Raw genomic sequence first — 13,429 nt, forward strand, 5'->3', positions numbered from 1 at the left:
AGATAGTCGCTATCTACATAGCCCTTCATTTTTTAAGGGGTGATGTATAATCTATCAACCTCCCCTTGTCTTTGTTGCCTCACTGTATAGTTTAAATCAGCTCAGTCTGGCTTTCAGGTTCAATGAATCGCATTGAGAGATCTAATGCCTGAATATGTTTCGTCAAGGCGCCTACTGAAATGAAATCAATACCTGTCAATGCAAACTCTCGGATCGTTTTATCTGTCACATTTCCTGATACTTCTAAAGCAGCTTTACCATCCGTGAGAACAACGGCATCTTTCATCATGTCAGTCGTAAAGTTATCAAGCATAATAATATCAGCTTGAGCTTTGAGAGCCTGTAACAGCTCTTCTAGATTTTCGACCTCGACTTCAATAGGAACATCTAAATGAGCTTGGCGAGCAAGCGATACCGCTTGGGAAACAGAGCCGGCTGAAATAATATGATTTTCTTTGATTAGATAAGCATCAGACAAACCTAATCGGTGGTTATATCCCCCCCCCATGAGAACTGCATACTTTAATGCGCTCCGCAAACCTGGGATAGTTTTACGGGTATCTAATAATTTAGTTCGAGTACCTTCAAGAAAAGCAACATACTTTGCAGTCACTGTGGAAACCGAAGATAGCGTTTGCACAAAATTCAACGCCGTTCTTTCACCAGTGAGTAGAATTTGAGAAGGTCCTCTCATCTCACATAATATTTGATCTGGTGAAACCTTATCGCCGTCTTGAACCTTCCAATCCACCTTAACTTTATTACCTAGTTGGTAAAAAACCTCCTCGAGCCATTTTTGTCCGCAAAAAATACCTTCTTCACGGGTAATAATTCGAGCTGTAGCTTGGGCATCTTCATTTAATAGCTGCCCTGTAATATCCCTTTTATAATCAACGACCTGACCGAGATCTTCTTTTAAAGCAACACTGACCATAAAAGGAATATCGGTAATCAATCTTGCCATTAACAGTTTGCGTCTTTCTTGTTCATCATAGCGTCGTGTAGTCATTATTTACTCCAAAATATGCACCCGTATGGATTTCAACTATGCTAATCTTTCTTAATTACGGGTACTTACAAAAAAGAAAAGAGCATACTATGGATACTGATATGAAAATACATGATGGTTGGCTAAATAATGTGACTCATATCCCTTCCCTACATCATGATGACCGGCCTGAGGGCGAAGAACCTTCACTTCTCGTCATTCACAATATCAGCCTTCCACCTGGGCAGTTTGGTGGTCCTTATATTAACCAACTATTTACTGGCACTTTAAATCCCGAAGAACACCCTTTTTTCGATGACATTAAACATCTACGTGTTTCAGCCCATTGCCTCATCCGTCGTGATGGAGAAATTATTCAATATGTACCTTTCAATAAGCGCGCATGGCATGCAGGACAATCCAATTATCAAGGACGAGAAAAATGTAACGACTTCTCTATCGGCATTGAACTTGAAGGTACGGATTATGAAGCCTTCACTGAAGCTCAATATATAACTTTAGCCAAACTCACCAAGTTACTGATAACTGAATTCCCTCAGATTGAGCAGAATATTACAGGTCATAGCGATATTGCTCCCCATCGAAAAACTGACCCAGGCCCTTACTTTGATTGGCTGCACTATAAAAACGCACTCTAAGCTTTGCCAACTGATAATTTTTACGAATCATCCGCCTATTATCTTAGCTAATGAGGGCAACTACCCCATTAGCCCCTTTTCCTGATATGCCTCTATTTATATCAGTCTGACAAACTCATTTTTATTAGAAAAAATATTCTTGGCATGTTTTTGCGAGAACGCTCGAAATAAAATGAGACATCTCATCATTTGCAAGATCACTTTACAAAGCCACTCGTAACCTGAATTTTCAATTCGTATTTTCACTAAAAATGTCTTTTATGATGAAGCCTCACACTATCAAAGAGGTTTTGCTCATGGATCAGAAAGGATTTTCCTTAATCGAAATAATGGTTGTTATCGCAATAATTTCAATACTCAGTGCAGTTGCTATACCGGGTTATCAAAGCTATATGCAAAAAGCAGCCATGACCGATGTACTACAAACAATTTTGCCTTATAAAAACAGTGTGGAACTGTGTAGCTTTAACCAAGGTCTTTTAGACAAATGTAATTCAGGAAAAGAAGATATACCGAGCAATATAAAAGGAAAGTATCTAAAACAGGTTGATGCAAAAGCAGGTGTCATTACCTTTGTTGGTGACAAAACATTAACGGGTCTTACGGGTATTTTGACCCCCACCAGCTCAACAGCCACATCGCCATTTTCGTGGAGTATCAATTGCCAAGCTGATACTAATGCGGATCTAAAAAAACTTTGTGAGAAAACACTGAACTTCTAATTAAGGGATTAACAATGCGCACATCTAGGGAAAGCCATTATATTTTCAAAGAACTCAAAGTGCTTTGTGACAAAAACTATATCGTGATTATCGATTACAACGAAAAAAGGCTATCCATCGCTACGATAGAAACACCCAATGATAATTTATTATCCACATTACGTTTTATTGCCAGCGTACCCGTTTGTTATGAAATATGGCCTAAAGAAAAAATTGACCATTATTTCAATCGCCATGTTTTAGAAATCAATGACGAGGAAAATGATTATCAGGCTAACACTCTTGAACCTATCAATGTGGTATCGCCTGCCGTTGATTTTGTCGATGATTTATTAAAGATGGCGGTAAGAAAGCGTGCATCTGATATTCACCTTGAACCAACCAAGCATAACCTAAAAATTCGCCTTAGAGTGGATGGAAAACTCTACGTTATCCCTTCACCGCCTCATGAAATAAACAATGAGGTTATTGCCCGAATAAAAATATTGTCAAAAATGAATATTGCAGAAAAAAGAATGCCTCAGGATGGGCAAATGAATTGGAATTTTGAGCGCAAGAACTTTAGTATCCGTCTTTCCAGCATACCCACACTTCACGGTGAGAAATTAGTTCTGAGATTATTAAATACTCAGCTGAAATACTCCCTTGAACAAATTGGAATGTGCCCGACTCTATTACCCTTACTAAAAAACACATTACAAAAACCGCAAGGATTGATTCTCGTGACGGGACCTACAGGTAGCGGTAAAACTGTCACACTTTATAGTGCACTGGAATACCTTAATCAAACATCAAGAAATATATCCACCATTGAAGACCCTATTGAGATCCCCCTAGGGGGAATCAACCAAACACAAGTACACGAAAAATATTCACTTACTTTTGCTTTTATTCTTCGTGCACTACTTCGACAAGATCCTGATGTTATTATGATAGGTGAAATTAGAGACGAAGAAACTGCTCAAATAGCTGCTCGAGCTGCACAAACAGGCCACCTTGTTCTATCAACGCTCCATACTAATTGTACAGTCAGTGCTATTACACGCATGGAACAACTAGGCGTTGATAGAAACCAGCTTCAATCTTGTTTAAAAATGGTTATCGCTCAGCGCTTAGTTAGAAAACTATGCACATACTGTAAACAAGAAACGACACGCATTACTCCGATAAACCCAATGCGGAATATTAATGAATATCACTCTACAGGGTGCGAACACTGTTTTTCTGGATTTATGGGGCGCACCGCAATTTATGAATACCTCGATCAAACGCAACTTGACTTTATATTAAAAGATAATGGTGATTTAGCTGATAATTTCAAAAATTTATTTCAAGCAGGCCTTGAACGAGTTGAAGCTGGAGAAACAACATTACAAGAAATTTATTCCGTCATCGGGCAAGGAGAGTAAATTAATGTTTGTATATTATTACACTTCACTTGAAAATAATTCCTATATAACTGATAGCTTAGTAGCAAAAAACAAAAAACAGGCTTTTTTAGAAATAATCAAACGAGGTCAAATTCCAATATCAATAAAATTAAAATCTATATTCATATTAGATATGGAAAATTTAAATTACAGAATTCATTTTTTCCATCAACTAAATATACTATCTTCCTCAGGCATTAGTTTATTAAAATGCTTTCAACTACTTAAACTTAATTGTCATTTACCTTTTTGGAAGGATCTCATCAATCAAGCAATCAATGATCTAGAAAAAGGCATTAGCTTTATTAAAAATCTAAAAAATTACCCACATATTTTTAATAGCACAATAATTAGCTTGATCCTAATCGCCGAAAAAACCGGAAAATATGATGAAAGCTTTTTGATTATAAAGAACATGCTTGAACATAACCAAAAAACATCAGTTTTAATAAAAAAAGCCTTACGTTACCCAATTACCCTCATAGGATTTTCAAGCCTATTAATTATTATCATGCTGTGTTTTGTCATCCCGCAGTTTGTTGAAATTTACGAAAGCTTTCAACAAGAATTACCCCCCATAACAAAGGCGGTCATCATAATATCGGATACTCTGATTGAAAATGTTCAATGGATTCTATTCACACTGATTACAACTATATTTTCATTTATTAAATACAAGTCCTTTCTGTTCAGAAAACTGAGTCATTTAATACAATATCTTCCCTATATAACGAATATTATCAGAGCCAAAAATTTGAATATCTACTTTTTAACATTATCTTCCACACTAAAATCAGGATTACCTCTCATGGAATGCATTGATTGCTCAACTAAAACAATAATGAATCATAAATACAAGGAAGAGTGTCATGAAATTTATCACTCAATTCTTAGAGGAGCTTCATTATCTGATGCAATGAAAAATACTCAACTATTTCCAAAATTAGCAATTCAATTAATATCTTTGGCAGAAGAATCTGGCAAACTAGAATATTTTACATTATATTTATTTAAGTATTACTCTCAGCAATATAAGACCATTACAGAACATCACCTTAAGAACCTTGAACCTATATTACTCTTATTTATAGCTATCATTATCTGCCTAATAATGTTTGCAATGTATTTACCAATATTTAAATTAGGCTCAGTCATTTCTGGAGTGTAGCTTATTATCAATAAAAAACAGTTCAATTTAGATAGTAAAAATAGATTGTAATCAAACATATATCCATAACATGATAACTTGACTCAATTGTATAAAGACAAATTAAAACTTTCAGTGTACTCTGACTTATTTCCCGTGAACTAATGAATCATTTATGTCTTATATTGTTGCCCTCACAGGGGGGATAGGAAGTGGTAAAACAACTGTTGCCAACGAATTTGCTAAACTTGGGGTACCCCTTGTTGATGCTGATGTCATCGCCCGCCAAGTTGTTGAACCTAATACCTCTGCATTGATCAGCATTCAACAGCACTTTGGTCAATCTGTATTAAACCATGATGGCACTTTAAATAGAGGTTTTCTGCGGACAGTTGTTTTTTCCGAACCTAAGGAAAAAGCGTGGCTAAATGCGCTGCTTCATCCTTTGATACAACAAGAAACGCAGAAACAACTTCAGCAGGTTAACTATCCTTATGTTCTATGGGTGGTCCCCCTGCTTATTGAAAATAAAATTTCGCATTTAGCAGATCGTGTTCTTGTCGTTGATGTAACAAAAGAAGAACAAATAGAGAGAACCATTAGACGTGATGACACCAGCCTAGAGCATGTTATTAATATATTAAATGCTCAAGTATCTCGAGAAGAAAGGTTGTCGTATGCTGACGATATCATCACTAATCATACAGATGATACTGAGCTGCCAAATAGAGTTGCAGAACTACACAGGCAATACCTAGCACTTGCAGCACAAAAAGAATAGGAATGAGCATGAGCGAAAAAATCGAAACAACTTTGGTTACTTATGAATATCCAATGAATGAAAAAATTCGTTCTTGGCTGCGGCTTGAAACATTATTAATGCAAATTTATGAACAGAGCCATATTACCTCCTACTCATCTGGAATCGCCTTTTTCCGCTCTGTTTCTGAACTGATTGAAATTTTGGATAGAGGTGAAGTTCGCTCTGACCTTATCAAAGAACTCGAAAAACAAAAAAGTAGGCTACTCAGTTGGGCCGATGCCCCAAACGTTGATAAAACATTAATCACCGCTCTTTTAAACGACCTAACACCGAAACTAAGCAGTTTAATGTCCGCACCTCGATTTGGTCATCAACTACGTAATGATAAAATTATTAGCATGGTTCGCCAACGCCTCAGCATTCCCGGTGGATGCTGTAGCTTTGATTTGCCCACCCTTCAACTGTGGCTAAATATCCCTCAATCAGATAGAGATAATGAAATCCAAAGCTGGCTAAATAGTTTAGATCCTCTGCAAGATGCCTTAAAAACCGTGTTATCGCTAATCCGCCAGAATGGAAGTTTTGAATCTTCCGAATCTCACAATGGTTTTTTCCAAGGTAATGTCGAAGGAAAAGAGCTTTTACGTATTAGATTATCGCCTGAACATTTGATATACCCTCAAATTTCAGGGCATAAAACGCGTTTTGCCTTACGTTTTCTTCATATCGATAGCGAGAATGGTATACTCCCAGACATAATTCGTTTTCAGTTAGCCTGTTGTTAGTTTGAGAGTCGATGTATGAATGAAATTATTGAAGTCAATTGTCCGACTTGCCAAAAAGTCGTGACTTGGAATGAATCCAGCCCTTTTCGTCCATTTTGCAGCAAAAGATGTCAATTGATTGATTTAGGTGAGTGGGCCGCCGAAGAAAAACGTATTGAAAGCCAAGGTGAAATTTCCGATAGCGATAATTGGAGTGAAGCACCTGAGCATTAATTTCACTTATCTGCGTTGATCCTGAAAATAGCCAAATCTCTGCATTAGGCTATTTTCATCTTTATTACTAACGACTTGCTGTTATGCGTCCTTCGTCAGCATATCAACAATCACGCGATTAGCAGGTGGAAACTCTTCAGCCACTAAGCTTTGCTGTTCAACCCAACGTGATTTTTGCCCTTCTTTTCCATAGGGATCATTTTCCCAGCCTGAAACCATAAAGAAGTAGAGCGTAATAAATCTATCGTCAAATTCATGATCAACTTGATGGAATAAATCACAGTCAATCACCGCAATACCCACTTCTTCTTCCAATTCACGGACCAGTGCGTCCTTAGGATTTTCCCCTTTTTCCAGCTTTCCCCCAGGAAACTCCCAAAACCCAGCCATGTGAGTACCTTCTGGTCGCTGAGTAATAAAAATATGTTGCTGAGCATTACGAATGATCCCAGCGGCAATATGCAGATGTTTTTTTTCCATAATTTCTTCACTAAAAAGGCGGGTTTCCCCGCCTTTATTGATTATCTATTGAATTCTAAATTAATTTAAGCGGCCATGGCACTGCTTGTATTTCTTACCGGAACCACAAGGGCATGGGTCATTACGACCAATTTTATTACCTTGGGTTGCAATCTTCGCCTCTGCCTCTGTCATTAGCGATTCAGCTTCAGCCTCATGGCTTAAATGCTGTTTCTTCGCCAGACGTTCAGCTTCTTCACGACGTTGTTGCTCTAACGCTTCAACTTCTTCCGGTAAACGTACTTGTACTTTTGACAAGGTACTGATTACTTCATATTTCAATGCTTCCAACATGTTGGCAAACATACTGAAGGATTCACGTTTGTATTCTTGTTTTGGATCTTTTTGTGCATAACCACGTAAATGGATACCTTGACGTAAATAGTCCATGGAAGCCAAATGCTCTTTCCATAATGTATCCAGCGTTTGCAACATAACGCCTTTTTCGAAATTACGCATTGCTTCAGAGCTAACGATCTCTTCTTTACGTTGGTAAATTTCAATCGCTTTTTCCATAATGCGTTCACGCAAGGTTTCTTCGTGAAGTTCAGGCTCTTTATCTAACCACTCTTGAATTGGTAAATCGAGGTCAAAATCGTTTACTAAACGTTTTTGCAGACCATCGATATCCCACATTTCTTCCAGTGATTGAGGCGGAATATATGCATCAATAATAGTGGTAAATACATCTTCACGAATGCTGTCTACGGTTTCTTTAATATCGCCGCCATCCAGCAGTTCATTACGCTGAGTATAGATGGCACGACGTTGGTCACTAGCCACATCATCATATTCAAGTAATTGTTTACGAATATCAAAGTTACGGCTTTCAACTTTACGCTGTGCGTTAGCAATTGCTTTTGTGACCCAAGGGTGTTCAATAGCTTCACCCGGTTTCATACCCAGTTTTTTCATCATGCCCGTTACACGGTCTGATGCGAAGATACGCATTAAAGCATCTTCCATTGACAGATAGAAACGTGATGAACCAGCATCACCTTGACGTCCCGCACGACCACGTAACTGGTTATCGATACGGCGAGATTCATGGCGCTCTGTACCGATGATATGTAAACCACCAGCCGCTAATACTTCATCGTGACGAATTTTCCAGTTCGCTTTGATTTCATCAATTTGTTCTTGCGTTGGGTTTTCTAACGCAGCCACTTCTGACTGCCAGCTTCCCCCTAACATGATATCGGTACCACGACCCGCCATGTTAGTTGCGATGGTTACCGCGCTTTTTTGCCCCGCATTCGCGATAATATCAGCTTCCATTGCGTGGAATTTCGCATTCAATACGTTATGAGCAATTTTCGCTTTAGTCAGCGCATGGGAAATTAATTCAGACTTTTCAATCGAAATAGTACCGACCAGAACTGGCTGACCTTTGGCGGTTTTATCACGGATATCTTCAATAATTGCATCAAATTTGTCTGCTTCAGTCATATAGACTAAATCAGGCATATCTTTACGAACCATTGGGCGGTTAGTTGGGATAACAATCGTGTCCAGCTTATAGATAGAGCTAAACTCGAAAGCTTCCGTATCCGCAGTACCCGTCATGCCCGCTAATTTTTCATATAAGCGGAAATAGTTCTGGAAAGTAATAGAGGCTAATGTTTGGTTTTCATTATGGATCTCAACACCTTCTTTCGCTTCAACAGCTTGGTGTAGACCATCAGACCAACGGCGCCCTTCCATTGTACGGCCTGTATGTTCATCGACAATGATGACTTGGTTATCTTTAACAATATAATCAACATCACGAGTAAACAGTGCGTGGGCACGTAAACCCGCCATGACGTGGTGCATCAGCATGATGTTTGATGGCGAATAAAGCGATTCGCCTTCATCCATTAAACCTGCTTTTACCAGTAATTCTTCAACCAGAACCAGACCGCGCTCTGTAATTGTTACCTGACGAGATTTTTCATCAACAGAGAAGTGACCTTCACCTTGGAAAGTGTCTGAGTCTTCTTTTTCTTGGCGAACTAATTTCGGGATCAGTTTATCCACTTTAATATACAGGTCTGAGCTGTCTTCCGCTGGACCTGAAATGATCAGTGGCGTACGCGCTTCATCGATAAGAATGGAGTCCACCTCATCCACTAATGCGTAGTGCAGTTTACGTTGAACGCGATCTTCTGGGCTAAACGCCATGTTGTCACGTAGATAGTCGAAACCAAACTCATTGTTGGTACCGTAAGTAATGTCTTCCGCATAAGCTTGGCGCTTTGCAGGTGGAGCCATACCCGATAAGTTAATACCAACGGTTAAGCCTAAAAACTCGAATAATGGACGGTTATTTTCCGCATCTCGTTTTGCTAGGTAATCGTTCACTGTAACAACGTGAACCCCTTTGCCTGATAATGCGTTAATGTATGCTGGCAGCGTTGCAGTCAGTGTTTTACCTTCACCTGTACGCATTTCTGCAATACAGCGCTCATTCAGAACCATACCACCGATTAACTGAACGTCGAAGTGACGCATACCGAATACACGTTTACTCGCTTCACGCACTGTCGCAAACGCTTCAGGGATCATATTTTCAATGCTTTCGCCCTGTTTTAAACGCTCACGAAATTCTACGGTTTTGGCTTTCAGCTCGTCATCCGATAATTTCTCAAACTCAGGCTCTAGCTTGTTAATTTTTTCCACTTCTTTACGTAGGCGGCGCAGAGTACGGTCATTACGGCTACCAAATACTTTGGTTAATAATTTAGTTAACATATTTTTTCTCAGGTAAATCAATTAATTATTTGAATCAGTAATTTTTGACACGATGAGAAGCGCCCAATGGCAGGCTTTGCATCGTTAAATGGATTTAGGCGAAAAAGGGTCCAGCCCGAATGCCATGTACCTGAGCAACCCAAATCGCGGGCTGATAAACAGTAAAGAGAGGGTAGATATGTTCGCTAGCTTGAGTTGTTGCCACGTCCCATTGTAGAGATCGCTGAGCCAACATCGCGTATAGCGTATCTAGCATTAACTGAGGGGCAAATAGCGTCTCTTTTTGTAGCTTGCTTTTGTCGGTATCTTCATCTTCTGTTGTTGAAAAGGCAAAAGTCAGTTGGCGGATGACATTACGTACCGCATGTTGCTGCCAGTAATTAACCGAGTAAGAAGATGAGGATGAAGAGCGTTGAGAGTTCTGCTGTGCAAATAAGTTATCGAAAGCATTTACAGCTTGGCTTTGTCGATTGGCTGGCGCAGAATTAACTTGAGCTTGCTGAGATTCTGATAAGGCATTTAAAATTGTAGGCAAGCCAACACCCGTAGCCACAACACCTAATAACAGGTGGGACCAAAAGTATCGTCTACCTAAATGTCGCCAAAAATTTAAAATGCCCATCAAACTCTTATATAATTTATAGATTAAAGTATGATTCCCAATTATGTTCTGACATCTTTAGCAATCGCGCAAAATGAGAGTCCACAATGAGAGATAGTCATCCACAAGCACTTTTCGATGTTCTCGAAGAATCTCTGGCGAAAACATCAAACACTTTACAAACTATTCAACGAAATGCAAAAGCCATTCTAAAATTGAATCGTGTTGTTAAAAGTTTGCTGCCAGCAGAAATTAAACCTATGTGTCGTGTGGCAAACTACCGTAATAACATTATGGTTATCGAAGTGGCTAATGCCAGTTGGATGACCCGCCTTAATTATGAAAAAATTAACCTTCTTTCCGCATTAAGGTCGTCTATTCTACCATCTTTATCTTCCATCGACATCAGAATCAATCCCGATCTTATACGAAAATCTAAGCAAAATAGCTCATTGAATAAGCAATCAGTGAATCAAAAAGAAAATCGCAATCAAAGACAGATTAGTATGCAAACTGCTGAGCAGTTATTAAGACTAGCACAAAAGAGTCCAAAGGGATTAAAAGAGAAGTTTGAGCGGTTGGCTGCATTAGCCGGAGAGAGTACTAATGCAGCCAACAGAAAAGGCTAACTCTGACTGGCAGAGATAGCCGCATAATAGATACTATTATGCAAATACAGTGGAAGGCGCTTTGAATGCTAGAGGTAATTCAGCTTCGTCTTCAAAAGTGACCAGATCCCAAGCAGACTCTTTAGCAAGAACCGCTTGCAGCAATTTATTATTCAGTGCGTGGCCAGATTTAAATGCAGTGAATGCACCAATAATGTTATGTCCACACATGAATAAGTCACCAATTGCATCGAGCATTTTGTGACGAACGAATTCATCTTCAAAGCGTAAACCATCTTCGTTAAGTACTTTATAGTCATCAACGACGATAGCACAGTCAAAACTACCACCTAAGCATAGGCCTTTCGATTGCAGATATTCAATGTCACGCATGAAACCGAAGGTACGCGCGCGGCTAATTTGGTTTACAAAAGATTCCGCAGAGAAATCCATTGCATAGCGTTGCGTGCTGCTATCAATTGCAGGGTGTTGAAAATCAATAGTAAAATCAAGGCTAAAGCCATTGTATGGAGACATTTCTGCCCACTTATCACCATCTTCAACACGTACAGTTTCTTTAATGCGTAAGAATTTCTTCGCACAATTTAATTCTTCAATACCGCCATCTAGCAGTAAGAAAACAAACGGTGCAGCACTGCCATCCATAATCGGGATTTCAGGCGCATTGACTTCAATAACAATGTTATCGATGCCTAATCCTGCTAAAGCAGCATTCAAATGTTCAACCGTCGAAATACGTACGTTATCTTCGTTGACTAAGCAAGTACATAACATAGTATCGCGAACTGATTTCGCATCTGCCGGAAAATCTACCGGTGGATTAAGGTCAGTACGACGGTAGATGACCCCGGTATTGGCCGGTGCCGGACGTAAAGTAAGCGTAACTTTCTTGCCGGTATGTAAACCAACACCAGTCGCTTTAATAATACGTTTAAGTGTCCGTTGTTTGATCATCGTATTTTCTCGCAATGTTATAAGTCCTACTGGCTATCTTAACTGATAACCAGTAGAAAATTTTAGCACAAAAAGCGGAAAAACCAATCTAATTAAAAATTAATCGGCCTGTTTACGCAAGAAAGCTGGGATGTCTAAGTAATCCGGCTCTTTATTTACTTGTGTATTTTGGTCGTTAACGGCTTTTGCAGCTGGTTTTTCATCGTTTAATGAAGACATGCTATTTTGCATTTGCTGATAGCGTTGCTCCATAGAAGCTTGCTGAGACATTTTATTGCTCACTAAAGTAATTTCTGGACGTTTGTCCATACCAATACCCGTAGCAACAACAGTCACGCGCAATTCTTCATGCATTTCTGGGTCTAAAGAGGTACCGATTACGACAGTCGCATTATCCGATGCGAATGCACGAATGGTATTACCCACTGTTTCAAACTCATCCAAGCGCAGGTCAAAACCAGCAGTGATGTTGACCAGAACACCACGCGCGCCAGACAGGTCGATATCTTCCAAAAGTGGGCTAGAAATTGCCATTTCAGCAGCTTCTTCAGCTCTATCTTCGCCACGAGCCACACCTGAACCCATCATCGCGTAACCCATTTCTGACATCACGGTACGTACGTCAGCAAAGTCCACGTTCATTAAACCTGGGCGAGTGATCAGCTCAGCGATACCTTGAACCGCACCTTTTAATACGTCGTTAGCCGCACCAAAAGCATCCAGTAAAGAGATACCACGACCAAGTACTTTCAGTAACTTGTCGTTAGGGATAGTGATCAGCGAGTCAACGTGCTTAGACAGCTCAGTGATACCCGCTTCCGCGAATGCCATGCGCTTTTTGCCTTCAAAATTGAATGGCTTAGTCACGACAGCAACGGTTAGGATACCTAATTCTTTAGCAACTTCAGCAACAACTGGTGCTGCACCAGTGCCAGTTCCACCGCCCATACCCGCAGCAATGAACACCATGTCTGCGCCATCAAGAGCATTGCGCAGTGCTTCACGGTCTTCTTCTGCCGCATTACGGCCGACTTCTGGATTTGCACCCGCACCCAGACCTTTAGTAATACCTGTACCGATCTGAATGGTTTGCCCAACTGCGGTTTTACGCAGGGCTTGTGCGTCGGTGTTGACTGCAAAGAACTCAACACCCTCAATGCGCTCGCGTACCATGTGTTCAACGGCATTTCCGCCGCCGCCGCCAACGCCGATGACTTTAATCACCGCATCGTTGGTTAGCTCCATTGGTTCAAACATAATGTCTCTCCGTTTTGTGCTTACTATCG

General features: G+C 39.8%; 14 protein-coding genes. 8 read left to right on the forward strand and 6 right to left on the reverse strand.

The window, feature by feature from the left end; translation table 11 throughout:
* Positions 1 to 91: 91 nt before the first annotated feature.
* The gene (nadC, locus tag LDO51_RS00610; RefSeq protein WP_225575969.1) at positions 92 to 1,009 is read right to left on the reverse strand and encodes a carboxylating nicotinate-nucleotide diphosphorylase; all 918 of its coding nucleotides are present in this window, start codon (positions 1,007 to 1,009) and stop codon (positions 92 to 94) included.
* A gap of 101 nt (positions 1,010 to 1,110) precedes the next feature.
* Between nadC and ampD the strand changes: the two genes are divergently transcribed.
* The 7 genes from ampD to yacG all read left to right on the forward strand — a co-directional run bounded on the left by ampD (position 1,111) and on the right by yacG (position 6,707).
* The gene (gene ampD / locus LDO51_RS00615; protein WP_263869884.1) at positions 1,111 to 1,647 is read left to right on the forward strand and encodes a 1,6-anhydro-N-acetylmuramyl-L-alanine amidase AmpD; all 537 of its coding nucleotides are present in this window, start codon (positions 1,111 to 1,113) and stop codon (positions 1,645 to 1,647) included.
* Between the two features lie 296 nt (positions 1,648 to 1,943).
* The gene (gene ppdD / locus LDO51_RS00620; protein ID WP_225575971.1) at positions 1,944 to 2,369 is read left to right on the forward strand and encodes a prepilin peptidase-dependent pilin; all 426 of its coding nucleotides are present in this window, start codon (positions 1,944 to 1,946) and stop codon (positions 2,367 to 2,369) included.
* Between the two features lie 14 nt (positions 2,370 to 2,383).
* Complete coding sequence (locus LDO51_RS00625) at positions 2,384 to 3,778, forward strand: ATPase, T2SS/T4P/T4SS family (protein WP_225575972.1); 1,395 nt, start codon at positions 2,384 to 2,386, stop codon at positions 3,776 to 3,778.
* Between the two features lie 4 nt (positions 3,779 to 3,782).
* Positions 3,783 to 4,967, forward strand: coding sequence for a type II secretion system F family protein (locus tag LDO51_RS00630; RefSeq protein WP_225575973.1), 1,185 nt, complete (start codon positions 3,783 to 3,785; stop codon positions 4,965 to 4,967).
* Positions 4,968 to 5,121: 154 nt separating this feature from the next.
* On the forward strand, positions 5,122 to 5,727 hold the full coding sequence (gene coaE / locus LDO51_RS00635) for a dephospho-CoA kinase (RefSeq protein ID WP_225575974.1): 606 nt from the start codon (positions 5,122 to 5,124) through the stop codon (positions 5,725 to 5,727).
* Between the two features lie 8 nt (positions 5,728 to 5,735).
* Complete coding sequence (gene zapD / locus LDO51_RS00640) at positions 5,736 to 6,494, forward strand: cell division protein ZapD (RefSeq protein WP_225575975.1); 759 nt, start codon at positions 5,736 to 5,738, stop codon at positions 6,492 to 6,494.
* A 15-nt stretch (positions 6,495 to 6,509) separates the two neighbouring features.
* A complete protein-coding gene (yacG, locus tag LDO51_RS00645; RefSeq protein ID WP_225575976.1) occupies positions 6,510 to 6,707 on the forward strand; it encodes a DNA gyrase inhibitor YacG in 198 nt (65 codons plus the stop codon).
* 81 nt (positions 6,708 to 6,788) lie between these two features.
* Here yacG and mutT read toward each other — a convergent pair whose 3' ends face one another.
* The 3 genes from mutT to secM form a co-directional block, all read right to left on the reverse strand.
* On the reverse strand, positions 6,789 to 7,187 hold the full coding sequence (gene mutT, locus LDO51_RS00650) for an 8-oxo-dGTP diphosphatase MutT (protein WP_225575977.1): 399 nt from the start codon (positions 7,185 to 7,187) through the stop codon (positions 6,789 to 6,791).
* Between the two features lie 60 nt (positions 7,188 to 7,247).
* Positions 7,248 to 9,959 carry a preprotein translocase subunit SecA gene (gene secA / locus LDO51_RS00655; RefSeq protein WP_225575978.1) on the reverse strand — a complete coding sequence of 904 codons (2,712 nt, stop codon included), beginning with the start codon at positions 9,957 to 9,959 and terminating at the stop codon, positions 7,248 to 7,250.
* A 94-nt stretch (positions 9,960 to 10,053) separates the two neighbouring features.
* Positions 10,054 to 10,581, reverse strand: coding sequence for a secA translation cis-regulator SecM (secM, locus tag LDO51_RS00660; protein ID WP_225575979.1), 528 nt, complete (start codon positions 10,579 to 10,581; stop codon positions 10,054 to 10,056).
* Positions 10,582 to 10,667: 86 nt separating this feature from the next.
* Here secM and LDO51_RS00665 point away from each other — a divergent pair, with 86 nt between their 5' ends.
* Complete coding sequence (locus LDO51_RS00665; RefSeq protein WP_225575980.1) at positions 10,668 to 11,189, forward strand: DUF721 domain-containing protein; 522 nt, start codon at positions 10,668 to 10,670, stop codon at positions 11,187 to 11,189.
* A 36-nt stretch (positions 11,190 to 11,225) separates the two neighbouring features.
* On the opposite strand, the gene lpxC is transcribed toward LDO51_RS00665, so the two are convergent.
* A complete protein-coding gene (lpxC, locus tag LDO51_RS00670) occupies positions 11,226 to 12,143 on the reverse strand; it encodes a UDP-3-O-acyl-N-acetylglucosamine deacetylase (protein ID WP_006660764.1) in 918 nt (305 codons plus the stop codon).
* 99 nt (positions 12,144 to 12,242) lie between these two features.
* Positions 12,243 to 13,400 (reverse strand): cell division protein FtsZ, encoded by a 1,158-nt coding sequence (gene ftsZ, locus LDO51_RS00675; RefSeq protein ID WP_036951193.1) that lies wholly within the window; start codon positions 13,398 to 13,400, stop codon positions 12,243 to 12,245.
* Positions 13,401 to 13,429 lie beyond the last annotated feature (29 nt).

This window comes from Providencia alcalifaciens, assembly GCF_020271745.1.
GTDB classification, from domain to species: Bacteria; Pseudomonadota; Gammaproteobacteria; order Enterobacterales; family Enterobacteriaceae; genus Providencia; species Providencia alcalifaciens_B.